This window comes from Paenibacillus sp. HWE-109 (genome assembly GCF_022163125.1).
Lineage (GTDB): Bacteria > Bacillota > Bacilli > Paenibacillales > NBRC-103111 > Paenibacillus_E.
In genome coordinates this window covers 4,286,136-4,311,626 of the sequence record NZ_CP091881.1, presented here as the reverse complement: position 1 = coordinate 4,311,626, position 25,491 = coordinate 4,286,136, and the positions used below count along the sequence as shown (strand labels likewise).

At 46.6% G+C, this 25,491-nt stretch carries 24 protein-coding genes; 20 read left to right on the top strand and 4 right to left on the bottom strand.

The window, feature by feature from the left end:
- Positions 1 to 3 precede the first annotated feature (3 nt).
- Positions 4 to 1,449: an IS66 family transposase gene (gene tnpC, locus LOZ80_RS18650; RefSeq protein WP_238166678.1), complete on the bottom strand. Its 1,446-nt coding sequence runs from the start codon at positions 1,447 to 1,449 to the stop codon at positions 4 to 6.
- Positions 1,450 to 1,731: 282 nt separating this feature from the next.
- Here tnpC and LOZ80_RS18645 point away from each other — a divergent pair, with 282 nt between their 5' ends.
- The 12 genes from LOZ80_RS18645 (at position 1,732) to LOZ80_RS18590 (ending at position 12,929) form a co-directional block, all read left to right on the top strand.
- Positions 1,732 to 3,216 (top strand): IS1182 family transposase, encoded by a 1,485-nt coding sequence (locus tag LOZ80_RS18645; RefSeq protein WP_238166762.1) that lies wholly within the window; start codon positions 1,732 to 1,734, stop codon positions 3,214 to 3,216.
- Positions 3,217 to 3,747: 531 nt separating this feature from the next.
- Positions 3,748 to 4,029, top strand: a complete 282-nt coding sequence (locus LOZ80_RS18640) for a hypothetical protein (RefSeq protein ID WP_238172722.1) — start codon at positions 3,748 to 3,750, stop codon at positions 4,027 to 4,029.
- Positions 4,030 to 4,223: 194 nt separating this feature from the next.
- A complete protein-coding gene (locus tag LOZ80_RS18635; protein ID WP_238172721.1) occupies positions 4,224 to 4,376 on the top strand; it encodes an aspartyl-phosphate phosphatase Spo0E family protein in 153 nt (50 codons plus the stop codon).
- Between the two features lie 501 nt (positions 4,377 to 4,877).
- Positions 4,878 to 5,063 (top strand): hypothetical protein, encoded by a 186-nt coding sequence (locus LOZ80_RS18630; RefSeq protein ID WP_238172720.1) that lies wholly within the window; start codon positions 4,878 to 4,880, stop codon positions 5,061 to 5,063.
- A gap of 59 nt (positions 5,064 to 5,122) precedes the next feature.
- Positions 5,123 to 5,755, top strand: coding sequence for an SGNH/GDSL hydrolase family protein (locus LOZ80_RS18625; protein ID WP_238172719.1), 633 nt, complete (start codon positions 5,123 to 5,125; stop codon positions 5,753 to 5,755).
- A gap of 442 nt (positions 5,756 to 6,197) precedes the next feature.
- Positions 6,198 to 7,166, top strand: a complete 969-nt coding sequence (locus LOZ80_RS18620) for a quinone oxidoreductase family protein (RefSeq protein ID WP_238172718.1) — start codon at positions 6,198 to 6,200, stop codon at positions 7,164 to 7,166.
- A 260-nt stretch (positions 7,167 to 7,426) separates the two neighbouring features.
- A complete protein-coding gene (locus LOZ80_RS18615) occupies positions 7,427 to 8,485 on the top strand; it encodes a Gfo/Idh/MocA family protein (RefSeq protein ID WP_238173035.1) in 1,059 nt (352 codons plus the stop codon).
- A gap of 25 nt (positions 8,486 to 8,510) precedes the next feature.
- A complete protein-coding gene (locus LOZ80_RS18610) occupies positions 8,511 to 9,371 on the top strand; it encodes a sugar phosphate isomerase/epimerase family protein (protein WP_238172717.1) in 861 nt (286 codons plus the stop codon).
- Positions 9,372 to 9,427: 56 nt separating this feature from the next.
- Positions 9,428 to 10,300 (top strand): sugar phosphate isomerase/epimerase family protein, encoded by an 873-nt coding sequence (locus LOZ80_RS18605; RefSeq protein WP_238172716.1) that lies wholly within the window; start codon positions 9,428 to 9,430, stop codon positions 10,298 to 10,300.
- A 216-nt stretch (positions 10,301 to 10,516) separates the two neighbouring features.
- Positions 10,517 to 11,521 carry a DUF3231 family protein gene (locus LOZ80_RS18600; protein ID WP_238172715.1) on the top strand — a complete coding sequence of 335 codons (1,005 nt, stop codon included), beginning with the start codon at positions 10,517 to 10,519 and terminating at the stop codon, positions 11,519 to 11,521.
- A 474-nt stretch (positions 11,522 to 11,995) separates the two neighbouring features.
- Positions 11,996 to 12,661 carry a GntR family transcriptional regulator gene (locus LOZ80_RS18595; RefSeq protein ID WP_238172714.1) on the top strand — a complete coding sequence of 222 codons (666 nt, stop codon included), beginning with the start codon at positions 11,996 to 11,998 and terminating at the stop codon, positions 12,659 to 12,661.
- A 73-nt stretch (positions 12,662 to 12,734) separates the two neighbouring features.
- Complete coding sequence (locus tag LOZ80_RS18590; protein ID WP_238172713.1) at positions 12,735 to 12,929, top strand: hypothetical protein; 195 nt, start codon at positions 12,735 to 12,737, stop codon at positions 12,927 to 12,929.
- Positions 12,930 to 13,052: 123 nt separating this feature from the next.
- Here LOZ80_RS18590 and LOZ80_RS18585 read toward each other — a convergent pair whose 3' ends face one another.
- Positions 13,053 to 13,652: a 50S ribosomal protein L25 gene (locus tag LOZ80_RS18585; RefSeq protein ID WP_238172712.1), complete on the bottom strand. Its 600-nt coding sequence runs from the start codon at positions 13,650 to 13,652 to the stop codon at positions 13,053 to 13,055.
- A 168-nt stretch (positions 13,653 to 13,820) separates the two neighbouring features.
- On the opposite strand from LOZ80_RS18585, the gene LOZ80_RS18580 reads away from it, so the two are divergent.
- Positions 13,821 to 14,111, top strand: coding sequence for a hypothetical protein (locus LOZ80_RS18580; protein ID WP_189020910.1), 291 nt, complete (start codon positions 13,821 to 13,823; stop codon positions 14,109 to 14,111).
- A 19-nt stretch (positions 14,112 to 14,130) separates the two neighbouring features.
- On the opposite strand, the gene LOZ80_RS18575 is transcribed toward LOZ80_RS18580, so the two are convergent.
- Positions 14,131 to 14,991, bottom strand: coding sequence for an AraC family transcriptional regulator (locus LOZ80_RS18575; protein ID WP_238172711.1), 861 nt, complete (start codon positions 14,989 to 14,991; stop codon positions 14,131 to 14,133).
- Positions 14,992 to 15,126: 135 nt separating this feature from the next.
- Between LOZ80_RS18575 and LOZ80_RS18570 the strand changes: the two genes are divergently transcribed.
- From LOZ80_RS18570 to LOZ80_RS18545, 6 genes are all read left to right on the top strand, one after another.
- The gene (locus tag LOZ80_RS18570; RefSeq protein ID WP_238172710.1) at positions 15,127 to 18,273 is read left to right on the top strand and encodes a beta-galactosidase, LacZ type; all 3,147 of its coding nucleotides are present in this window, start codon (positions 15,127 to 15,129) and stop codon (positions 18,271 to 18,273) included.
- A 53-nt stretch (positions 18,274 to 18,326) separates the two neighbouring features.
- Positions 18,327 to 18,548, top strand: coding sequence for a hypothetical protein (locus LOZ80_RS18565; protein ID WP_238172709.1), 222 nt, complete (start codon positions 18,327 to 18,329; stop codon positions 18,546 to 18,548).
- Positions 18,549 to 18,836: 288 nt separating this feature from the next.
- Complete coding sequence (locus LOZ80_RS18560; protein WP_238172708.1) at positions 18,837 to 19,718, top strand: NAD(P)-dependent oxidoreductase; 882 nt, start codon at positions 18,837 to 18,839, stop codon at positions 19,716 to 19,718.
- A 23-nt stretch (positions 19,719 to 19,741) separates the two neighbouring features.
- Positions 19,742 to 20,881: a glycerate kinase gene (locus tag LOZ80_RS18555; protein ID WP_238172707.1), complete on the top strand. Its 1,140-nt coding sequence runs from the start codon at positions 19,742 to 19,744 to the stop codon at positions 20,879 to 20,881.
- A gap of 1,077 nt (positions 20,882 to 21,958) precedes the next feature.
- The gene (katA, locus tag LOZ80_RS18550; RefSeq protein ID WP_238172706.1) at positions 21,959 to 23,410 is read left to right on the top strand and encodes a catalase KatA; all 1,452 of its coding nucleotides are present in this window, start codon (positions 21,959 to 21,961) and stop codon (positions 23,408 to 23,410) included.
- A 104-nt stretch (positions 23,411 to 23,514) separates the two neighbouring features.
- Positions 23,515 to 24,006 carry a hypothetical protein gene (locus LOZ80_RS18545; RefSeq protein WP_238172705.1) on the top strand — a complete coding sequence of 164 codons (492 nt, stop codon included), beginning with the start codon at positions 23,515 to 23,517 and terminating at the stop codon, positions 24,004 to 24,006.
- Here the strand turns inward: LOZ80_RS18545 and LOZ80_RS18540 are convergent.
- On the bottom strand, positions 24,000 to 24,209 hold the full coding sequence (locus LOZ80_RS18540) for a hypothetical protein (protein ID WP_238172704.1): 210 nt from the start codon (positions 24,207 to 24,209) through the stop codon (positions 24,000 to 24,002). The genes LOZ80_RS18545 and LOZ80_RS18540 overlap by 7 nt on opposite strands.
- A gap of 267 nt (positions 24,210 to 24,476) precedes the next feature.
- Here LOZ80_RS18540 and LOZ80_RS18535 point away from each other — a divergent pair, with 267 nt between their 5' ends.
- Positions 24,477 to 25,382 carry a DMT family transporter gene (locus LOZ80_RS18535; protein ID WP_238172703.1) on the top strand — a complete coding sequence of 302 codons (906 nt, stop codon included), beginning with the start codon at positions 24,477 to 24,479 and terminating at the stop codon, positions 25,380 to 25,382.
- Positions 25,383 to 25,491 lie beyond the last annotated feature (109 nt).

Genomic DNA, 25,491 nt, shown 5'->3' with positions numbered 1-25,491 from the left:
TTACTACTTACCTTCTTCCAAACGCGGAAAACGAAACTCCCCACGAAAAGTAACAATAAGCGTCGAGAGTACAGGTAAATTTTGTTTACGAAGGGTTGAAATGAAGCCGCGCGCGCGGGCGAACTGATGAGCCCCGTCCCAGGTACGGAATAAGCCGGAGACTTTGGCTTTGACCTTGGCCATCCGCAAGTCTCGTTCGGCGACATTGTTGTCAAAAGGAACACGGACATCTTGAATAAACCGGAGAATCGGTTCCTTGTGACGACGGAAACGTTCACCCAGATTGGCCGATTTACTTTTGCTTTGCCTGCCTTGCGGTCCGGTTTTGGCTTTGGTACGCCCTTGATTCCATTCCAGCTCGCCCTGCTGCAGGATGTCATCGTACCAATTCTCTAGCCATTTAACCGTACTCGGAGCTAAGCAGCACAAGACTTTACGGGCGGCTAGCGTGAGACGCCAGGCTACTTGTAGCAAGCGTTTCATCTGCACGGCCCACTGGTGATGATCATAATCGGCGATTCCTTGGCATTCCCGCAGTAAGTGCGCATTGCATAAGGCATGCTGGAACGTGTATTTTTCTTTAAAATACGGCCCGTTGCAGTCATGCACTAGAATGCCCGAGTAAGCCGGCAGCAGACCGATGGCATCAAAAGCGAGGGTGCCCCGGTTTTCGTGAACCGCCTGGAACGTCCAGTCCACATTAGAGAGGGTGTGCAGCCATCGCTGTTTGCCATCGACGTGAATGCCGGTTTCATCAGCGTGCAAAACATCGGCATTCAGCAGGTTTTGGCGAATTTGTTCCTCATAGGGACCTAGCTGCTTGTGCGATTTCTTCAAATGGGCGATGACCGTAGCCTCGCTCAGCGAATGCCCGGTCAGGTCCGCAAACATCTCGCTCACCCTTTTCAGTGGAATCATATGGTACGCACTCACATACACGATCCAGCCCGTAACACCAGCTCCATATTGGACAGAGGCGCTGACATGCGACGGAAAAGCAGCCTGATGAACCCCGCTACACTGCGGGCAGCAGCTCGTATGAGCGCGAAACTCGGTTGTCTGGATGCGTGGTTCAGGCAGATCGATCTGCTGACGCCGGTCGTAGCCTATACAGTTCTCCTGGTCCATTGGAGCATGACACGCAGGGCAGGTAGTTAGGCAAAAGTCGAGGATGGCATCCGGATCATCCACCATACTAAGTGTGTGTCCTTCATGACCTAGGGGTGCTCCCTTTTTGCCACCAGCGATGCGGGAGTTTGCGGGCTTACGAAACCCGTCACTTGAAGGCGGCTTGCTACTATTCTTGCTGTTAAGCCCTAGCTGGCGCTCCAACTCGGCTACTCTGTTTTCCAGTTCAGTGATCCGTTCTAGCAGTTTCGTAATGACCTTCTCGATTTGATCTGGACTACTGTGGCTAATTTGTTTGATTTCTTCGAGGCTCATTTTCATCCTGATCCCTCTTCTCCATTAAATTCGTTAAGTATTCTTAACCAATTTTTAGGGGTTTGAATAAGGGGACCTAAGTAGTAACCCTTCGGGACTCTTATCGTCCGAAAAACCCCCGAAATAGTGGCATCTCAAAGGAATAAGAGCCTATAGGGGCTGCTATCTGTGCGAAAAGGGGGTTTCGGCGCGAAATAAGAGCTCCTAGGAGTCTGTCCGACGAAACAGGAATTAGTCAAACAATTCCGAATAAGTAGTAGTAAGACTGTAAAAGGATGTGTCGTAGGCATGGCTAAATTCAAAGCATATACCACAGAGCAAGGTGAACTTCTACCTATCTATTTAAGCGAGTGGGTAACAGATGATCATGAAGTTAGACTTGTCAGCGACATCGTCGAGCAGTTAGACCTATCTGCCATTACTAACAAATACTCCAAGCGTGGAGAAGAAGCCTATCATCCTGCCATGCTGCTCAAACTGTGGTTCTATGGGTATGCGACAGGCGTCTTCACGTCTAGGAAACTTCAAATAGCTACGAAAGAAAGCATTCCTTTTCGCTGGTTATGTGGCGGATACCTGCCAGATTTTCGTACGCTGAGTGACTTTCGGAAGAACCACCTGGATACCCTTCCAGGTTTATTCAAACAAGTCATACAAATCGCTATGGAACTGGGCTATATCTCGCTCGGGCATGTGAGCATTGACGGTTCTAAAATAAAGGCAAGCGCCTCTAAACATAAATCGATGTCACGTGAGCGTATGCAAAAACGCCTCGTTCAATTGGAAGACGAAGTCCGGCAAGCATTGGAGTATTCTGCTACCGAGGAAATGTTGGAGGAACCCCATCCGACGAGTCCTTCCCTATCGTTGGAGGAACGCTATGCCCGCATCGCGCAAATAAAATCTGCGCTGGAGAATTTGGAAGAACAGCGGCCAGCGGAACAGGCCGAATCTCCTCAGAGCGATCAATTTAATTTTACCGATGCCGACTCTCGCATCATGAGCACGCGGAACCAAGGTGTCATTCAAGGCTACAATCCACAAATTGCCGTAGACAGCGATCATGGCTTCATCGTTGGACTTCAAATGAGTAACCAAACAACCGATCAACAGCAGTTTGAAAACGTGCTTCATTCCATGAAAACAATGACAGGAGATAGGCCTCAGAAGCTGAGTGCTGATGCAGGGTATTTTAGTGCGTCCAACATTGCAGCGGCGCTGGAGGCTGAAGTGGATGCCTACATTGCTGCCGATCGCGAAAACAAAAAAAAGAATAATGCCTACGACAAGACCAACTTCACTTATGTACCTGAGCTAGATTATTATCTCTGCCCTGCTGGCAAAGAGCTTACACGGAAACGAACCGTGCATGCGAATGATGCAGATAAGCCAACGACTTGGGTTTATGAATGCAGCGTCTGTAGCGAATGTCCTTTTCGAGACGAGTGTGTAAAAAGTAAAACAGGGAAGCGTTCCATCACACGTAGCGAGCATGATCCCCTGCGAGAGGAAATGCGAACGAAAGTGCAAAGTGATGAGGGAACAGCCGTTTACCGAATGCGTAAGGCGATCGTTGAACCGATATGGGGGCAGTTGAAGGAGGTTCAAGGATTTCGTCAATTCCATTTGCGGGGCGAGGATAAAGTATCTGGGGAGTTCATACTGCTCTCTCTAAGCCACAACATCCGCAAATTGCATGCGGCGAAGTATCCCAAACCAGCCACTTTGTACAAACGGGAGAGGTCTGCCCGTAAACAAAGAGTGGCTGGATGAGAGGGAGTAGGCTACGGAAAAACCAGATTGAATAGGGAAAAGCTACAAAGCTACACATAAAGAGCACTCATCGTTCAGTTTCACGATGGAGTGCTCTTTTAATTCTTTTCGTCGGACAGACTCCTAGGGGCTCTTATCGTCCGCCCAAAACCAGTTCTCACCCCAAAATTCGCCTCCCGCCCCAAGACAGCACTAGCCAAACTTATCGCTGTGCTCCATTTCGTGCGGGTGGCAGGAAGGCTGGGAGATCATCGCCATGATACGCTCTGGCTAAGCGTATCCTCGCCCAAATCAAAGAAAAAGAAGTCAAAATCGATGTTTTATTTAACAATGCAGGAGGCAGTCTCGCAGACTTGACCTTCTCCAAACAGGGACGCGAGAAACATTTTGAGCTGCTTCAAACAGTTTGATCCTGATAAACTTGAACACCGAACGGAGTTCACGGCGCTATTCGGACCGTACGAAACTTCCAAACTAGCGCTCTCACTATGGACGCGGGAAGTTGCTTTTAAACCTGCTCAGGAGGAACTCATGATTCGATCTATAGATCCAGATGGCAATAATACGCTGAGAAAAGGGAAAAAGTCCGGTTTGCCCATCTATTTGAGGCCGATGATGAAATTATTTTTCCCGCCTCCGACGAAAGGAGCCTCGCTGTTGTATAATGGCGCTTTTGGTAAAAATAAAGAAGTATCTGGCGATTTTTTTGTCAAAAATCAGGCTACACCATTGAGGTTTTTGGATAAAGGGCAAAAAGTGTTGGAACTTGTCAACTCCATTTATGGAAGAGATTTTCCAGAAAACCTTGAATAGACAATAATTTTATAAATATATGAAAATTGAAGCCCACGAGGCTTCTTTTTTATCGTATAATGGCTAAGGGAATATTACTTTGTCAGGAACAAACTAAATAGTTTGCTAATATTTAATTAATATTATTGGTTTAGAATAAGAGATATCAACAATAGATTCACACAAATAAAGTTAACATATTGGAGGGATGTACAATGGGTCAATTTATTGAATTGGAGAAGAAGATCGAAGCTAAGCGATTTGAGCTTAATCTTGCCAGTCATAGTCATGACCTGCTCTCCGAATATGTGCTAAAACTTTCGATCGAATTAGACGAGCTATTAAATAAGTATAATAAATCAGCGTAAAAGGCTGCGCTAATTACGAATCTTCCCATCTTATAGATGCGGAAGATTTTTTGGGTTGACTGCTCAGTGAGAGCAGCTTCTCATATTCAAAGAAGTATTCTGTCAAAATCAATCAACTCAAGCAATTTCTTGCCAGATTTAGAACCTAGTATCTTCCAAAAGTCTTTGTTGATAGACCCAACCAGCTATGCTATACTCTAGGCAACTTATGGTAAAGGAGGTTGACTAGAATATTTCCGCCAACTGGTTTTGGCATAATTGTCCTTAATAAGGATACCTTGAGAGTTCAGCCGGCCAAGTAAGATGAAAGCAACATTTATGTGTAATCTACCATGAAACCGCTGGCGCTATGGGCTATACATATGGTACGGGCGACAAACAGATGAGAATAAAGAAGTATGCCAAATTGAAATCGCTTTTATCCAGCAACCGTTTCGTCGTACTAGCCTTTTTGTGCAGGGTTTGAAATATCTCACTGCGCTACTTGTGGCGGAGAATCCCATGGTTGAAACGATTCAATTTTGGGCGCCGTCAGGCCAACCAGAACTTACCAAATTGCTCGCCAAGCTCGGTTCCAAGCCGCAGACAAGCAGTACAAAGCTAGGTCCGCTCGACTTTTATCTGATCGATTTCAGGCAATGGCGTATGTTTTGCGAACGATTGACTTGGAACCAATTATCTGGCTAAGACAGATGATTGGTTTTATTTTTAAACATTTTCAGAGAAATGAAGGAGGCAATTATCAGATGTCATCATGGATTCAGCAAGGGGATGTCGTTCTTTTTCAAGGCGACAGTATTACAGATGCAGGACGTGTTCGGGATAATGGTCAAGATTTAGGCAAAGGCTACGCGCTTATGGCGGCAGCTCAGTTCTCGGCGAAGTACCCGGAGAAACAAGTTCAGTTCCTGAACAGAGGAATTTCTGGCAATCGTGTGGTGGATTTGGAACAGCGCTGGAACGAGGATTGTTTGGCGTTGAAACCGAATGTAGTTTCTATTTACATAGGGATTAATGATACTTGGAGAAGATACGATCGCAATGATCCGACTTCGACAGAAGCTTACGAGAAGGGCTACCGTAACCTGCTAGAGCAAACGGCGGAAACTGGCGCGAAACTCGTTCTGATTGAGCCGTTTGTCCTGCCAGTGCCTGAAGATCGCAAATTATGGAGAGAAGATCTGGATCCCAAAATTACCGTTGTTCGGGAGCTGGCAAGAGAGTTTGGAGCACGTCTGGTTTGTCTGGATGGACTATTCGCGCAGGCTTCCACTCGGGCACACGGTTCATTCTGGGCACCTGATGGCGTACATCCATCACCAGCAGGTCATGCGCTTGTGGCAAAAGCATGGCTGCAAACAGTCGGAGCAGAAGAGTAGTTGATCGTAAAGCGTCCCCTGCATTGTTACTTGCAGAGGGACGTTTTTTTGTCGGTGTTTTGGGGTATGTGAGACTTACCCCCAGCTGCTCCAAGCGAAGATAAGGGAACTACAGTACGCTATTCCAGCCAAAAGTGTCAATATTGCGAGGTTGAGGGAACTACAGTGCGCTATTTTGGCTGTTTGATGCGATATTTAGTGCTTTTCGTGGAAATAAGACCCTGTAGTTCCGCTATTGACCTCGCATCCAGGCAAACTGCCAAAATAGAGTACCAGAGTTCCCTCCGACAGAATTGGTTGCTTGTAAGATGCTCACACAGGGCGGCGAAGCCGTTTTTCCCATCTGGCACAAAATTGAAGGGAGCCTCGGACTAGGCTAATTTCAAATTGGCAAGAGGGGTATGGTACAATCGCTGCAAGATTAGTTAGTGGAGGTAGCCAGATGAAAGCATTGATTTTTGAACATTTCGGAGGACCTGAGGTCTTGCAATATAAAGAAATTCCGGATCCGAGCCTCGTATCGGGGCACATCCTTGTAAGAACCAAAGCAGTAGGGATGAATTTTGCCGATATATATCGGAGGCGCGGGAACTACCATTTGGCAGGCAATCCGCCTTTTATTTTGGGGTATGAAGGGGCGGGTGTTGTTGAGCAAGCAGCTCCTGACGTGACGCAGGTGAAGGTTGGAGATCGAATTGCGTTCGTCGATGTTCCCTACGCCAACGCGAAGTTGGTGGCAGTCCCTGTCGATCGGGCTATTCCGCTGCCAGCCGATATTTCGTTTGAGCAAGCAGCAGCCATCCTGCTTCAGGGAATGACAGCGCATTACTTGGTGAACGACAGTTATCGACTGCAAGCAGGGGAGCAAATCCTCGTTCATGCGGCAGCCGGTGGCGTAGGACAGATACTCATCCAACTAGCCAAGAGTAAAGGGGCCAAAGTGATTGGACTAACTTCTTCCGAGCTGAAAAAGGCAGTAGCCATGAACGCAGGGGCGGACGAAGTGTATTTGTATGACTCAAATTGGGTAAAGCAAGTTACGGCTTATACGGAGGGCCAGCAAGGTGTGGACGTCGTTTATGATTCCGTAGGATCTACGCTTATGGACAGTTTCGCTGCCGCCAAAACCAAAGGAACCATTGTTTTCTATGGCATGGCAGGCGGTGATCCACCCCGTATTGATCCAAGAATGCTCATGGATACATCCAAAACGCTGACCGGCGGCGATTTATGGAACCACATTACGTCCTTGTCGGACAGAATTGAGCGTTCGCAGCAATTATTTGAGGCGTTGAGGCAAGCTGTCATTCGAATCGATGATCTGACTACCTTTCCTCTCAGCGAGGGAGCAGACGCGCACAGGCTTCTGGAGAGTAGAAAAAGCACAGGGAAAATTCTGCTGATCCCTTAACATATGTAAGCCAGAAGGTTGCGTTTATTTTCGTTTTTAGGCACTCAGCTCCTGTCCGAGCAGGCCGCCAGTGTATGGCTGCAAATGAGAATGATGCTGCACAATCGCCCCTTTAGCCACCACCGCGGAGTGAACGCCGAGTGGTGGTTATTTTTGATTATATAGTCCATGGATATGCCCATTTTATACATTCTACACCGTTGAAAATCATGATATCCTGAATGCATAAGACAACTAAGGAGATGGGATTTGTAATGAGCATGAACAAGTTGAAAATTGGTGTCATCGGAGCAGGTTCAATCTCAGATATGCATTTTGAGTCATATAGCAAACAAGCAGATGCCCAATTGTTCGCCGTATGTGATTTGAATCGTACACGAGCAGAAGAAAAAGCAGCGAAGTATGGGATTGCACAGATTTATACGGATTATAACGAACTGCTTGCCAATCCGGAGATCGATGCCGTAAGTATTTGCACATGGAATAATACACATGCAGAAATTAGTATAGCAGCTTTGCGGGCAGGCAAAAATGTACTCGTAGAGAAGCCTCTATGCAAAACAGTGGAAGAAGCTAATCGTATTCAGGAAGCTGTGCGTGAGTCCGGCAAAACCTTGCAAGTAGGTTTCGTGCGCCGATATGATGCGAATGCTCAGTTAGTTAAACAGTTTATTGACAATGGCACGTTAGGCGAGTTGTACTATGCCAAAGCGTCATGTCTTCGGAGACTAGGCAACCCGGGAGGCTGGTTTGCGGATGTTGAACGTTCCGGAGGCGGTCCTTTAATCGACATTGGTGTACATGTCATTGACTTGTGCTGGTATTTGATGGGCAGACCTAAACCGATTTCAGTTAGCGGCAACACCTATAACAAACTTGGAAACCGTCCGAATATCCGCAATCTTTCCTTCTATCAAGCGGCTGATTACGACGCTGCACATAACACAGTTGAAGACATGGCTAATGCGTTAATACGTTTTGAGAATGGCGCATCGTTATTGGTTGATGTAAGTTTCACGCTGCATGCCAAAAAAGACGAGATTGCTGTCAAGCTTTATGGTGACAAAGGCGGCGTCGAAGTCGAACCGGAGCTTCTTTTCGTGACGGAAATGCAAGATACGATTGTGAACGTCGCACCTCAAGTCGATGCGAAGTCGCTTAATGTTGTAGATGCTTTTAACAATGAAATTAAGCATTTCCTGGAATGCTGCCGTACGGGGAATACCCCAATTAGTCCTGTTGAAGATGGCGTTACAATGATGAAAATCCTGTGCGGTATCTACGAATCAGCGGCTTCAGGCCGTGAAATCAGTTTATAATCCATAAGGATAGGGGCTTAACAACATGAAAATTGGAGTAAGCACGTATAGTTTATATAGAGCCTTGCAGTCAGGCGAAATGGATATATTTGGAGTCATCGATTGGGTGGCAGATCAAGGCGCAGAACACGTGGAGATTGTTCCTTTGGGATTTGAACTAGCTGGAGATTTTGAGTTAGCAGAGAAAATTCATCAGAAAGCACGATCTCGCGGGCTCGAAGTTTCCAATTATGCTATTGGCGCAAATTTTCTCACAGATTCAGTAGAAGCTTACCAACAGGAAATCGCGCGAGTCAAAGGTGAGGTTGAAATTGCTGCAAAGCTTGGCGTGAAAAAAATGCGTCATGACGTGGCAAAATCAGATGACACTTCAATTGGGAATTTTAACCGTGAGCTTGGAAGAATGACAGAGGCATGTCAGGAAATTGCCGATTACGCCCAAACTTTTGGGATTACAACAAGTGTTGAAAATCATGGTTATTTCGTACAGCATAGTGACCGTGTACAAACATTAATCCAAGCGGTAAATCGTCCGAATTTCCGGACAACGTTGGATGTAGGTAATTTCATGTGTGTCGATGAAAATCCGGTTGCAGCAGTGAACAAAAACCTGCCATACGCTTCCATGGTACATGTGAAAGATTTCTACTTGAGACCGTCCTATCAGAATCCAGGTTCTGGATGGTTTCAGACAACGCAAGGTAATTACTTGCGGGGCGCTATCATAGGTCATGGTGATATCGATATGCGAGAAGTTTTACGAACTGTCAAACATTCCGGTTTTGATGGCTATATTTCGATTGAATTCGAGGGTATGGAAGAGTGCAAAGCAGGAACGCTGATTGGGTTGCAAAATGTAAAGCGTTTATGGGATGATATCCAATAACAGACATAGATTCAATAAATCATGATTCAACCCTGCGAAAGGTGTGCTGACGAAGTATGAAGAATCCAATTGGGATTATGGTGGATAGCCTGCGTCTAGGTATTCGTGAAGGTTTAAAGAAAGCTAAGGAGCTTGGGGCGGATGGGGTGCAAATCTATGCCGTTTCTGGTGAAATGGATCCGGACAACCTTTCGCCTGAAGCGCGTCAAGAATTAAAAGCCTATATCGCGTCTCTAGGTCTACATATCTCTGCCTTATGTGGTGATCTGGGCGGCCATGGCTTTCAGGATCATACCGCTAATGCAGAGAAAATTGAGAAATCCAAACGAATTCTAGACCTGGCCATCGATTTGGGCACAACTGTAGTTACGACTCACATTGGAGTCGTACCTGAGAACAGCGATGATCCTGTTTACCAAACGATGCTTGAGGCTTGCGAGGAACTTGGTGTATATGCAGACAGCTTGGGGGCATATTTTGCTGTGGAAACAGGTCCCGAACCCGCAGCACATTTGAAAAGTTTCCTTGATAAACTGTCCACTAAAGGTGTTTCGGTCAATTTTGACCCAGCCAACATGGTTATGGTGACGGGGGATGATCCTGTTCAAGGCGTATATACCTTGAAGGATTACATCGTTCATACCCATGTGAAGGATGGCGTGCGACTTCGAGAAGTAGATCCGCGTGAGGTGTACGGCGCTCTTGGTTTTGAACCGATGAGCCACGAGAACATTGCTGCAGCCGCGGCAACAGGTGCGACCTATCGGGAGCTTGCTTTGGGCGAAGGGAACGTTGATTTCAAAAGCTATTTTGAAGCGTTACAAGCTATTAACTATACAGGCTATCTAACAATCGAGCGTGAAGTTGGCGATAAACCGGAGATCGACATCGCCAATGCAATTGCCTTTATTCGTACGTACAAAGAATAGTCCATAGCGAGAGGCTCCGAATCCACACGAAGTGGGATTTGGAGCTTTTTTTGCCTGGAGTGAGACGGGCGGGAACGGATGGTCTCCGGCCATATCGGCTTATCAGGTTTTTGCTGTGCCGAACCAAGTTCGACATTCCTGCTATTTTACCAGACGACTCATAAATGTTTGCAATAAGGAGAACCTAAACAAAAATATGGTTAGGATGGTGTTATTTTGACTAAGACGCCTGATGTCTATTTGTCAGCTTCTGAACACTCCGTTTTGTGGGCTACTTATATGAATGATACGATGTCTATTTGCGGCATACAATATTTTTTGAAACATGCCGAAGATGAGGAACTTCGAACTTTACTTGAATTCGCAGAGGAAGTCTCACACAAGCATATTGATAAAATAAAAAAGTTGTATATTGAAGTAAACTATCCGGTTCCTCAGGGTTTTACGGAGTCCGATGTGAATTTATCAGCACCTAGACTATTCTCCGACACGATTATGTTGGACTACATGCTTAACATGGCGAAACTTGGGCTTAATGCCTTCGGTATAGCACTTTCTCACTCGGAACGCGAAGATACGATGGCCTTCTTTTCGGACTGTTTGATGGAGACGAAAGAACTACATAATCGTACGAAAGTGCTTGCGCAAAAGAAAGGCTTATATGTTCGCGGTCCGCAGCTTCCAACACCAACAGGCATTGAATTCGTACATAAGCAAAGCTTTCTTGGCGGACTTTTTTCCGAAAAGAGACCGCTCATTGCCAATGAAATTTCAAATTTGACCTATAATATCAGCCGGAATGTGCTAGGCAAAGCGCTGATTATGGGCTTTAGCCAAGTCGCCAAATCGGAAGACGTTCAGAAATATTTTATTCGAGGCAGAGATATTGCTCAAAAGCAAATCGATATCTTTAGCAAATTTCTTAACGACAATTATTTGCCAACACCTATGATCATGGATTCCGAAGTGACCGATTCTCAAATTCCTCCATTTTCCGAGAAATTGATGATGTTTCACATCGCGGGACTCACGGCAACTGGAATCGGCCAATATGGCATCTCAGTTTCGCAAAGTCCTAGAAGGGATATAGCGGCCACCTATACCCGCTTGGCAGCGGAGATTGGTCACTATGCAGAAGATGGCGCGAATATCATGATTGCTAATGGGTGGATGGAGAAACCGCCACAAGCTGCGGATCGGGAGGCATTGGCGCAGACTTGATAGCCCAATAATTCACAAGATGCTTGCGTCTGCGTAGGGTTACTTTGTAGGGTAATTACCACGTTGATTTGTTGATGATGGGTTAGGGTGGGTTAATACAAGAGGTTTTGGAGTGAACGCGGAGTTACTCAGCTGCATGGTCCGGGCGTAAGGGAACTATGATCCTCTATTCTAGCCAAAAGTGTCTTTTTTGGGGTGGTGAAGGAACTACAGTCCGCTATTTTTCCGTTCTATTGGAAATTCAGCATACTTCGAGGAAATAAGACCCTGTAGTTCCGCTATTACCCTCGCAACCCTACTTTTTGCCTAATTAGCGTCCCCTAGTTCCCTTACTAGATTTTGCTGCTAAGAAGAGACTCATCTATCAGGGCGATGAGGCCGTTTTTCTTGCTATGAATCTTGTAGTACTTGCATTCCGCACCTATATCCGATATATTGCATGTAACTATATGTCAATCAAGGAGTAAAGTGCATATGCCCGTGCCTGTCAATTTTTCTACACCCATTCGCCTGTCGGCGAAGGAACGTGCTTTTTCGCAGATCCAACGATGGATTATCGAGGGGACTTTGCATCCTGGCGAGAAGTTGATCGATGCCGATTTGGCGGAGTCATTGGCTGTGAGTCGGACGCCGATCAGAGAGGCATTTCAGTTGTTAGAGGTGCAAGGCTTGGTTGTGATGCAGCCAGGTAAAGAAACGCGTGTGACGAACATTGAGAAAAAGGATATCCTGAAAATGTATCCAACACTTGCGGCATTGCATGCACTGGCTGCTGAATATGCAGCAGCGCATATCGTCCCGCAGCAGATTGAGAAGCTGAAATCGCTGAATCTGCAATTTAGGGAAGCTATCCAGAATGGGGAACCCTATCAAGCTATGGAATTGGACGAGCAATTTCATCAAGCCATTATCGAGGCAGCAGACAATAATTACGTAGCTGCATTCAGCTCTTCGCTGCAAATTCATATTCGACGCTTTAAATATGTCTTTCTCAAACAGCCGATTACGGGAACTTTAACTTCTGTAGAAGAGCATTCGGCTATCATTCAGGCCTTGGAAAACGGCGATGCAAATGCCGCGGCTGCAGAAATGAAACAGAATTTTATAAGACCTATGAATGAACTGTATGCCCTTATTTAACATAAAAGTTTAATCTCCTACTAATCATATTTTAATGTTTGTGATCTATCATTGAACTAAGGGAGTGATAGAGATGCCAACTACTTTCTTCAATGAATTTTTAGACACTTATAATGACTACATGAGACTCTATGAAATGTTTGGGGATCATGTGTATATGGAACAAGCGAATGAAGTGCTCTGTCATCTGCAAATCATGGCTATCAGAAACGAGCAGCACCAAGCGATCATATGGAAAATTAATAGTCCGACCATCCATGCGTATTAACGTATTGGCATAAATAAAAGCGCTCAGCCGATTCATCGGGCATGAGCGCTTTTTGCTATGGATCATGACGGATACCATTGCAGTTTCTATGCGTAGAGTTGGTTTGTGATACATATAAATGTATTAGACATCGGATGCCACGGCTTCGTCTTCTTGTTCAGCTTTGGATTCGACAGCCTCGTCCAGTTTCTGAATTCCAAGGATCGTTACCAAAATGATTTCTGGATCGGAAAGCACCTCTACATCCTTTGGAATGTCTAGATCAGCAACGGTCAAATGTTCACCAATTCCTAAATGGCTGACATCCAGCGTAAGATGCTCCGGCAGTTTATCCGGCATACAGCGGATCATGACCTCATTCGTTTCGATCTGCAGGATACCGCCTTCTTTGGTTCCTCGCGCTTCTCCAGTCAAGTGAACCGCTAGAGATGTATCGAGATTTTGTTGCATATCGATTTGCAGAAAATCAATATGCAGCAGTTGGCCAGTCAAGCTGTCCTTCTGGACGTGGTGAACGATAACGGGCTGATTCGTATTGGAAGGCAGAGTGACTTGTAAAATCGCATGCGGATTACGCTTCAGTGATGCACGGATTTCTTTTTCCGGGACAGTAACATGTTCGGAGTCCATGCGGGAGCTGTAAACTACAGCAGGGATCTGCCCCTGTGCCCGCAGCTTCTTGACAGGTTCAGTTCTTTCGGATAACAAAATCGTTGTACTCATTGTCTAGCACCTCCGTAGCATTTTGTAAGAGGGAATTAAGCCCTATCTCTATGTACCCTGGATAGAACCTAGTGAAACAGGCAACAATTAGGGATTTTTTTTTATTTTGGGCTTCTTTATCTTTCAAAATAAGAGTAAAATAGAGGACAAGAGGAGGATTGATAAAGAATGAGTACACTGAAAAGTTTCACTGATTCTGATCAACATATTTCTTTGGAGCTAAGAGATGATCATCTAACTGTACTTCGTTTGTACGGTGAAACATCCATTTACCCTTTCAAAAATATTACTCTTGCCTCTGAACCGATTCCTGAGTATCCGTTGAACCGTGTAGCTTTAACGATTATTGACTTTCATACTGGTGTAACCGATTTCAAATTTTCTTCTAGCAAAACGGATTTTGAGATTTTCGTCCAAAAGCTGTTGGAAGTGCATGGTGAATTCATTCCGAATCACTAGATAAGCTGGCTGCAAAGAACTAACGGGGTTCCTCCTGTTGGTTCTTTTTGCTGTATTGATTGCGAAATACTTCGGGCGTTAAGCCGATGGATTTGCGGAAGGTTGAAATGAAATGAGAAGCATCGAGAAATCCGGTTGCATCGGCAATTTGTTTCACCGTTTGATCGGGTTGGGCGATCAGGAACTCCTTGGACTTCTGCAAGCGAAGCTGCAGCAAGTATTGGTAGGGCGACAGTCCGAATGCTTTGCGGAATAAGGTATTGATATGCTGAGGGCTGACGCCGAGAATTTGTGACATCCATGGCAGCCCAATATCGGAAGAAGCGTAGCTGATCTCCAATTGAAACAGCAAGGGAAGAAGGCGCTCATGGCTTTGAGAGAAGGAGGCGCTTTTGTTGACGTTCCCATGCTTTTTGAGCAGCGTAAGGAATTGATACACCTCGAGCGATCCATTCATCCCAGTGAAGTCGTAGCTGTAACGGTATTTTTCGTAATAATATTCGTGAATAGTAGCGAGAGGGGAATCGGGTCCCCAACTAATAGCTGTGGATAACGGGATTTCGAGTGCGTAGACGATTGAGGCGGCCAAAGCGCCGTCGAACGTTACATACCAGGTTGACCACTTGGCGGATGGCACCTTGTATTCGTGCGTCACACCCGCGGGCAGCAGCATCCCCTGATTTTCTGCCAGTTTAACCGCTCCGTTCTCTAGAATGATCTCTCCGCTGCCCTCGATCGTTTGAAGCCAATGGAAACATGGATAGCCTTCCTCACGCTTATAAAATTGCTGATCGTTTTCGTAGCCGACCGTTTCCAAGATGAGGGGAAGCTTGCGATCTGTTTCGGTGATGACGAAAAATTTGCGATAATCAATAGCCATAGTTGAATCATCATCTCTTTCATATTTTAATATCACAAGCGTAGTTTCTTATATTTTAAAAGAAATTATTGTCTTGTACAATAAGAAAGTACTTGAAGATATTTATACTACCTACAGAAGTGAGGAATTCAGCGAATGGCTAATAAGTTCGTCTATACAGCACCTGTAAACGGGTATCCGGAATGGAACAACAACCCGCAGATTTTTCAATTAAATCGCATGGCGGCGCATGCCACATTAATGCCTTATAAATCCGAAAGCGAAGCGCTCACGGGGAATCGCGAAGCTTCTGATGCTTATCAATCGTTAAATGGGACTTGGAAATTTCATTTTGCCGAGAACGCTGAGGGACGTCCGGAATTGTTTTATCAAAATGATTTTGACAGCTCATCTTGGGCTGATATGGAAGTGCCTTCCCACTGGCAGCTGCAAGGGTTTGATTTCCCGCAATATACGAACATTATCTACCCTTGGGTGGGACATGAGGATATTAAGCCGCCTTTTGCACCGGTTAAATATAATCCAGTTGGCTCTTATACGCGCAGTTTCACAGTGCCCGCAGCATGGGCGGATCGGCCTGTTTATCTAAGTTTTCAAGGGGTAGAATCAGCTTTCTACGTTTGGGTGAATGGTGATTTGGTCGGTTTCAGCCAAGATTCCTTTACACCCGCAGATTTTGATATTACGCCTTACTTGGTTGAAGGTGAAAATAAGCTTGCTGTTGAGGTATATCGCTGGAGTGATGCTAGTTGGCTCGAGGATCAAGATTTCTGGCGGCTAAGCGGGATCTTCCGTGATGTCTATCTATACGCGACACCAGTTACTCATATTGCTGATTTCTTTGTCAATACAGATTTGGATGAAGCCTTTGAAGATGCGCAATTGCGAGTTCGAGCGAAGATCAGCAACTATGATACGCTTGGCAAGGGAACACGAAGTGTTGAAGCGCAATTATATGACAGTGAGCTGAAGCCTTTGTGGAGCAAGCCGCTCTCTGTTCAAGTGTCTGTGGATGGGGCAGACCTGCAAGAGATTGAACTTGCAACCAAAGTTGAACGTCCAGCTAAATGGAGTGCAGAGAATCCGTATCTCTACACGCTGGTTTTGAGTTTAAAGGATGAGCAGGGTATTCTGTTGGAGACGGAAAGCTGCAAGATTGGATTCCGTAAATTTGAAATCCAAGACGGGCTAATGAAGATCAACGGTGAGCGGGTTGTGTTTAAAGGCGTGAACCGTCATGAGTTTGACACGGACCGCGGTCGCTCGGTAGATAAAGAAAGTATGTTGGCCGATATTTTGTTGATGAAACAATATAATATTAATGCCGTTCGTACCTCACACTATCCGAATAATCCATATTGGTACGAGTTATGTGATCAATATGGCTTGTATGTCATCGATGAAACCAATCTCGAGACACACGGTTCCTGGACCTATATGCAGGAAACAGAAGGAGAGGCTGTGCCAGGCAGCAAGCCGGAATGGACAGAAGCTGTGCTGGATCGGGCGAATTCGATGCTTCAGAGGGACAAAAATCATCCGTCTATCGTGATCTGGTCACTTGGTAATGAGTCCTTTGGTGGCGATAACTTTATTAAAATGCATGACTTCCTGCGTGAAGCGGATCCTTCCCGAGTCGTTCACTATGAAGGCGTATTTCACTTCCGCGCATCAGAAGCTTCTTCTGATATTGAGAGCCAGATGTATTCCAAGATTGAGAAAATTGAGGAATATGCCAAAATGAATCACAAGAAACCATTTATTCTATGTGAATACAGCCATGCAATGGGGAACTCTTGTGGTAATTTATCTAAGTATTGGGAGTTATTCGACCAGTACCCAGTTCTTCAAGGTGGATTTATTTGGGATTGGATTGATCAATCGATCCGTACCACAACGCCCGATGGCATCACTTATCAAGCTTATGGCGGTGATTTCGGAGATACGCCGAATGACGGCAACTTCTGCGGCAATGGTCTAATCTTCGCAGACCGAACGGTCTCACCGAAATTATATGAGGTTAAAAAGTGCTATCAGAATGCCAAATTTGAAGCGGTCGATCTGGCCAAAGGCCAAGTAAAAGTAACGAATCAATTCCTATTCACAGATTTGGATGAGTTTGCATGGACGTGGAGTATCGCTCGTAATGGCGTCTTAGCAGGCGAAGAGAAACGTGGTCAATTCTCTGTTAAGCCAGGAGAAACGGCTGTTATCGAGCTTGCTCTGGATAAGTTAGAACTGCTGTCACCTAAGGACGAATTCGTGCTGACGATTAGTTTGCAGTTGAATGAAGATACACTGTGGGCGAAGCAAGGCCATGAAGTCGCCTGGGAACAGTATGTTCTGCCTGTGAGCAAATTTGCAAGAACCTACACAGATCAGTTGGCACAGGCCCAAACGGCTGCTGCCGTATCGGTTGAGGATGCGGTTCATATTGAAGCTACGGAATCAGGCATTCTTTTGAAAGGCAGCAATTTCACACTGCAATTCGATAAAGCTACCGGAGATATCACATCGTATGTATACGAGGGTACATCGTTGTTTCTGTCGGGTCCTGTGCCTAATTTCTGGCGTGCTTACACGGATAATGATCGTGGCAACCAGCATCACATTCGCTGTGCGCCATGGAAAGAAGCAGCTAGCAGCCGAACGCTGACGAGTCTTCAAGTGCGGAATAACTGGGAAGGTCAGGCAGAAGTGCGTGTGCGCTATGAGTTAGCCACTCAGCCGGCTTCGGATGTTCAATTGGTTTATACGGTCTCTGCGAATGGAGAGGTAGAAGTTCGCATGGAGCTTACGCCTGGAACGCAATTGCCGGAGATTCCAGAGATCGGCGTCCTCTTCCAATTAGACCGCTCCTTCGAGAATTTGAGCTGGTATGGCCGTGGCCCTCACGAGAACTACTGGGATCGGGCAGTCGGGGCGAAATTGGCTCAACACAGTGGAACTGTAGAAGAGCAAATGGTTCCTTACCTGCGACCGCAGGAATGTGGAAATAAAACGGATGTGCGTTCAGCTACGTTAACTAATGCCGCGGGCCGCGGGCTCCTGATTACAGGTTTGCCAACCGTGGAGCTGAATGCACTGCCTTATACACCTACGGAATTGGAAGCCTATGACCATACGTATAAGCTGCCAACAAGCGACAAAGTCGTGGTGCGCGTGAACTACAAGCAAATGGGAGTTGGCGGCGACGATAGCTGGGGCGCGAGAACGCATCCGGAATTCACGTTGTTTGCGAATCGAACGTATGCCTATGCTTTCACATTCAAGGGGATTTAGAAACTAAAAAAAGCTGCCTCAGGGTTATGAACCCTTAGAGGCGGCTTTTTTTGTTGGCTTCTAAGGTAGACTTCTTTGCTGCTGCGGTTTTCGGTCTCGCTGGTTTTGAGGGGGCAACTAAGGTCATCGTAGGGCATCAAAGTGGATCAAATTTCATCAAATTTCATCAAATTTCATCTAATGAACTGTATGATGCTTATAGACGAGAAAATGGCTGCTTTGGAAATTTAATGAACTGGAAAGGCGTTATAGAGCGCTTTTTGATGAAAAAGTGATCGTTTACTTGAGATAGCGCATCTGGAAATCGTTAGATTTTCAGAATGAGCGATTTTGATCGAATAAAGGGTATTGAGTTCGTTATCGGAGCTTGCCTCATGCTTCAGGAGTATTGACTTCGCATGCTTCATCAACGTTAACCTTCAGCTCCTAATTTACATTTTGAGGGCGAAGTGCTATGTCTGTCGGTAGTTTGTTTTGCGCGGTCATCAATATTGACCGAAGCCACTGTGGGTGATAAGTTTAAGTTAAAATCGTTTGATGTTTTGGAAAGGTGGAAGAAGAACGTGGTTTTCAATCCGTCGCAAACAGCTATTGGCTTAATCGGTACAGGTGTTATGGGTAAAAGTATGGCAAGCCATTTTATGCAAGCGGGGTATCAAGTACATATTTACAATCGCACGAAATCTAAGGCGCAGGATTTGATCGAACAAGGTGCTCAGTGGCAGGTATCGCCTGGCGAGTTGGCTGAGCGGTGTCAGGTTATTGTAACCATGGTAGGGTTTCCTTCGGACGTGGATGAGATATATTTTGGTCAGAACGGGATTCTCTCCCATGTTAAACAAGGAAGTTATTTAGTCGATATGACGACATCAAGTCCAATTCTGGCTAAACGCATCTACGATGAGGCCTTGTCGAAGCAAGTGTTTTCCTTGGATGCGCCTGTTTCCGGAGGGGATATCGGTGCCAGAGAAGCCCGCTTATCGATCATGGTTGGCGGAGCTCGTGAAGTTTTCGATGAAGTGCTGCCTTTATTTGAAAAGTTGGGCACGAACATTGTGTACCAAGGAGCGGCAGGAGCCGGCCAGCATACCAAAATGTGCAACCAGATCGCCATTGCCAGCAATATGATGGGTGTCGTGGAAGCTCTTGTCTATGCCCAAAAAGCGGGGCTCGACCCAACGACTGTGCTCAAAAATATAGAATCCGGCGCTGCGGGCAGCTGGTCTTTAAGCAACTTGGCTCCGCGTATTATTGCAGGCAATTTTGCGCCAGGTTTTTATGTGAAACATTTTATCAAGGATATGAAAATTGCTTTGCAGGTTGCAGATGAAATGAATCTTACATTGCCGGGACTTTCTTTGGCGAAATCACTTTACGAGCAGCTAGCCGCAAGCGGCGAAGAGGATAGCGGTACGCATGCGTTGTTTAAATTAATTTCTAACTAGTCGCAGTGGAAGGAAGAGGCCATTTGAAAATTGTGATTGCACCTGATTCTTTCAAGGGCAGCCTAAGCGCGCGAGAAGCGGCTGCCGCTATCGAACAAGGAATCCTTCTGGCAGCGCCGCAAGCGGAAACCGTACTTATCCCGATGGCCGATGGGGGAGAAGGAACACGCGATAGTTTGATTAATACTACGCGCGGGACTACTTATGCGGTCGAAGTGCTGGGTCCGCTCGGCCAAGAGATAACCGCCGAATATGGTGTTCTTGGGGACGGAACCACTTGCGTGATTGAAATGGCGGACGCGTCAGGCTTATGTTTGATACCGTCCGATCAACGCAATCCGCTGCTGACTACCACCTATGGTACAGGTCAATTGATTAAGCATGCCCTGGATAGCGGCTATCGTGAATTTATTCTTGCTATCGGCGGCAGCGCGACCAATGATGGCGGCGCGGGCATGCTGCAAGCGCTGGGATTGGAACTGCTCGATGAAGCCGGACAGCCTGTGGGAGCTGGCGGACAAGCACTAGCGCGTATTCGGCAAATCAATGGCACGCGTCTGGATTCGCGAATCCAGGCATCGCGGTTTACGATTGCTTCGGATGTGACGAATCCTTTTATCGGGCCACGTGGCGCTTCAGCTGTGTTTGGCCCCCAAAAAGGCGCGACCCCAGCCATGGTGGCAGAGTTGGATGAAGCTCTCCATCACTGGGCGGACCAGATGGAGCAGAGTACCGGCATCGCGGTTCATCATCTGCCGAGTGCAGGGGCAGCAGGCGGGCTAAGCGGCGCTTGCCTGGCTTTCTTTCCATCAACGGTGCGCCCGGGGATTGAGATTGTTATGGAGAAGACCCAGCTTCACGCTCAGCTGGCTGGTGCTGACCTCGTCATCACGGGAGAAGGGCGAACGGATGCGCAGACAGCTTCAGGCAAAGCGCCGATGGGTATTGCACAAGCAGCGCAAAGACTGGGGATTCCAGTCTTTGTTCTGGCCGGCTCTGTCGGTGACGGCATAGAGGCGCTATATGCGCATGGCATCACGAGCATCCACAGTATTATGGATGGTCCCATGCAGCTCGAGGACGCGATGCAGCGCACGGCCGAATTGCTATCGCACACAGCGGAGCAGGTGCTTAGGACTTATCTGGCTGGGCGGCATGCCTAGCACTAATGCCCGCGATTCCCGCTGTTTGGGAATCGGGGGTGTTTGTGCTGCGCTTTACGGGCAGCCGTGGGGACTGTTGCTGCGATGAATGTGCAGCAGCGGAGCGTTGTTTAAAGGAACAGCGTTCCTTGTCAGGGGAGTTCGTGGGGGAGCGCGTCAGGGGGCGGGGCGTCAGAGATTTCGTCAGAGCTTCTCTGAGATTTTCTCTGTGAGTTTCTCTGAGAGCTTCTCTGAGAGCTTCTCAGAGAATTCCTCCGAGATTTCGTCAGAGTTCCTTAGAGAGTTCCTCAGAGAGTTCCTCAGGAATTTCGTCAGGATGGTTCAATCTGATTGTTGAAAGTCAGATACTTGACCTAACGAACTCAGTAGACTTTATTTGATCAAAAACCATCGAATTGAAGAGTAATACGAACTCCAGATGCGCTAATCCATGCAAAAGTTCATCAATCCATCCATATACTGCTCCGTAACGCTGATTCAGTTCGTTATAACAAAAAAGATGCCATATTTCCGCGTATAAAGACGATACGGTTCGTTAGAGCATCTGTTGGAATTGATAATGCCTCCTATTTGTTCTAAACACAATTGCAGCTTGAAGATCGTTAGTTGAAGAGGATCGACCTTCCACCTCAAGCATGTATTGGCTGTTTTTGTCACAGATAGAGGAACGTCGTTCCTCTATTTCTGCAAATCCCCACGATTCTACGCCACAAAGGGAACTCAGATACGTTATTTCATCGTTTTGGGGTCCCTAATCGCGTTTTCCTAACGGATAGAGGATCGTAGTTCCGCTTCATGTACGTTTTCCCTGTTTTTGTCACAGATAGAGGAACATAGTTCCGCGACATCTAGCACTTGTTACTCCGCGCGCCGTGCGCCCCCGCGCCATGCGCGCCGTGCGCCTTCGCCCCCCGCGCCCCAAGCCAATCTTGTTCCGAGTATCATAACAAGACAGGTTCTCGAATACTTATGGAATAGGGACATACAGGGTTGTCACATTTGTGCGCTGAGGAGCGAATGAGAGCGCTTCACAGCGGAGCAGCAGCTTTACTATTCCAATGATGAGGTGAGTCGATTATGAGCGAGGACAAGAAAAAACTTACTACGAGTTGGGGAGCTCCTGTCGGAGATAATCAAAACTCGATAACCGCAGGTTCGCGAGGTCCGACGTTAATTCAGGACGTCCATCTGTTAGAGAAGTTGGCCCATTTCAACCGGGAACGTGTGCCGGAGCGGGTCGTACATGCGAAGGGGGCTGGCGCTCACGGGTATTTTGAAGTGACGCAGGATTTGACGTCATATACGAAAGCTAGTTTGTTCGCGGAGGTTGGCAAACGGACACCGCTGTTTGTTCGATTTTCCACGGTTGCAGGCGAAAATGGCTCGTCAGACACCGTGCGAGACCCCCGCGGCTTTGCGGTGAAATTTTATACGGATGAAGGGAATTATGACTTGGTTGGCAATAATACGCCTGTCTTTTTCATCCGCGATGCCATCAAGTTTCCTGACTTTATCCATACGCAGAAGCGTCACCCGCAAACGCATTTGAAGAATCCGAATGCCGTTTGGGATTTCTGGTCGCTATCACCGGAATCGCTGCATCAAGTGACAATTCTGATGTCGGACAGAGGAATTCCTGCTACGCTTAGGCATATGCACGGGTTCGGCAGTCACACGTTCAAATGGGTCAATGCCGAGGGGCAAGGCGTCTGGGTGAAGTATCATTTTAAAACGGAACAAGGAGTGCAGAATTTAGCCCCGGAGGTGGCAGCGAAGCTTGCTGCGGATAATCCGGATTATCATACGGAAGATTTGTTTAATGCGATTGCTCAAGGGGATTTCCCTTCATGGAAATTGTCCGTGCAGATCATGCCGATTGAGGATGCAGATGTGTATCGTTTTGACCCATTTGATGTAACGAAGGTTTGGTCGCAGAAAGATTATCCGCTCATTGAAGTGGGTCGTATGGTGTTGGATCGGAACCCGGAGAACTATTTTGCAGAAGTTGAGCAAGCTACTTTCTCGCCGGGCACTTTCGTGCCAGGGATTGAAGCTTCGCCGGATAAAATGCTGCAAGGCCGCTTATTCGCTTATGGTGATGCCCACCGCTACAGGGTAGGGGCCAATCATCAGTCCTTGCCGATTAACCGGCCGCATAGTGAAGTGAATACGTACCAGCGGGATGGTCAAATGCGAGCGGACAACAATGGCGGAGGTTCTGTTTATTATGAACCGAACAGTGCCGGTGGACCTGCTGAATCGGCAGCTCATAAAACGAGTCCTTACGAAGTCGGCGGCGCTGCGGATAGTGTGGCCTATGATCACAATGATCATTACACTCAGCCAGGGGATTTATACCGTTTGCTCAGTGAAGAGGAGCGAACGCGACTGGTTCAAACTATCGTGGGCGCTATGCAGCCAGTCGAGAGTGATGAAATCAAACGAAGACAGATTGGTCATTTCTATAAAGCTGATCCTGAATACGGTATCCGTATTGCAGAGGGGCTTGGTTTATCCATACCGGAATAATGAACAAAGTGAGAGTCAGTTTCCTTTTTGGAAGAAAGGAGAACTGACTCTTTTTTTGGCATATGCTGTAAGAGAAGGGCCATTGGTGAGGAGAGGTGATTTGAGTGGGAACTCGTCTATTATCCGAACAGCAAGTGAAGAATCGTTTTCCACAACTGAGCTATATCCGAATTCATACGCCTTCCAAGCATAAAGCAACGATTTACGCTTGGAATGGACAATTGCATCTGCCGGAGAAAGAAGCTAATTTGTTGAAGAAGTATGCAAACGGTTACTTATATCCATATGTTTGTTACCAAATCAAACCGTATCATTTGGTGGCCGATGATGGGGTACCGCTGTTGAACGAGATGCCGCCTGCTGTCATTCAAACTGCCAAACGCAGGGATTTGAACCAGTACGGAATTATCGAAACAATCAATCAATTATTTCCTTATGGTCGATTATCTTTCGCGAAATACGATGCGGCAGAAAGCATGATTCATTTTGACTTTCATGCTATTCGACTAGTACCGGACCGTGATAAGGAACGTATGTATCAGTATTTGAATGAGCTGATTCCACTGGGTTCTTATTGTGAAATCAACTACTATTGAGGATGGAATTCAATCCGCAGCTCAGTCTCATCCCGTAGAAAGCTGGTTTCTCCGATGCTGACATGATAGGGGGTATATTTGGTGATGATCCCTGAAGTGACGAAAACGGGTATATCATCCGCTGTACGCTGGATGACAACGACGATGGCTTGCGAAAGCGCCGCCGCGAATAACTCCATATCTGTTGAAAGTGTTCTAATCATCTATGCATTCACCTCCGGTGCACCAAAGTCGTTAGCTGTTCCTAGGCTGAGAAACCAGGAACCGTTACGAGTACGGTGTCCGGAATTTGAATGACCTGCGTACAACTACTTAGACATAGTATGGGGTAGGAAATCTAGCTGTCAATGCTTTTGCAAGAATAAGTCTTCAACGAATCATTCCGTAGTTGCAAAACTATCCACTTTAGGCTGGCGTGATATGGTATTATGGACAAATCAGATCTTGCGAATAAAGGAGTTTGGATAGTTATGTTAAAACGTTCCCCCTACCTGCTGCTAGTGCTTGCAACTTGTATTTGGGGAGGGAATTTTGTTGCAGGTAAAGCGCTTGTTCTGCATATTCCGCCTATTACCTTGGCTACGCTGCGTTGGACGCTTGCTTTTTGCTTTCTGCTGCCTTTCTTTGGCAAGCAAGTGTGGGAGTTGCGCAAGGCTTTTCTGCATACCTGGAAAATGGTGCTGTTCCTGTCTCTGACGGGAATTGCCGGGTTTAATACGTTAACTTATGTCGCTGTGCAATATACAGGTTCCATTAATGCATCCTTGATGAATTCTGCGACACCAATCATTGTGGTGCTGCTGACTTGGTTCATGATGAAAGAGCGCTTGGCGTGGTCGGCTTTGCCAGGTATTCTAATCTCGATGGCTGGCGTTAGTTGGATTATTAGCCGAGGCAGCCTGTCTGCCTTGCTCCATCTTTCGTTCAACAAAGGTGATTTATTTATGATCGGGGCTGTCATCTGTTGGGGATTGTATTCGGTTGGCATGAAGAAAATAGCTGGCCGCATTCCCTCCAGTCCTTTCCTGCTCATGCAAGTCGCTACAGCGTTAGTGCTGATGATTCCATTGTCCCTTATCGAGTGGTCGATTAAGCTGCCGGAAGTTGAATGGAATTTGTCCCTTGCCTCAGGTCTCCTTTACATCGGATTGTTCGCTTCGATCGTTTCTTTTCTGAGCTGGAATCGGGCGATAGAACTGGTAGGGCCTCAGCGCTGCGCAGGATTCTTGAACTTAATTCCTCTATTTAGTGCGGTATTTGCCACTGTTTTTACAGGGGAATCGCTGCAATTGTATCATCTCTTGGGGGCAATTTGGATTGTCATTGGCGTTTACTTGACGAACTATGCAATGAAGAAACGGCAGCCTGCCGTCTAACTTGGACCATGCGGCAGCACGAGCATTGGTTAAAGGATCTACGATCCTTCTGAGCGGAATTTGTTCGGTTGTTGGAGCTAGAAAAGAAAACCTTGATCCCATTAAAAGC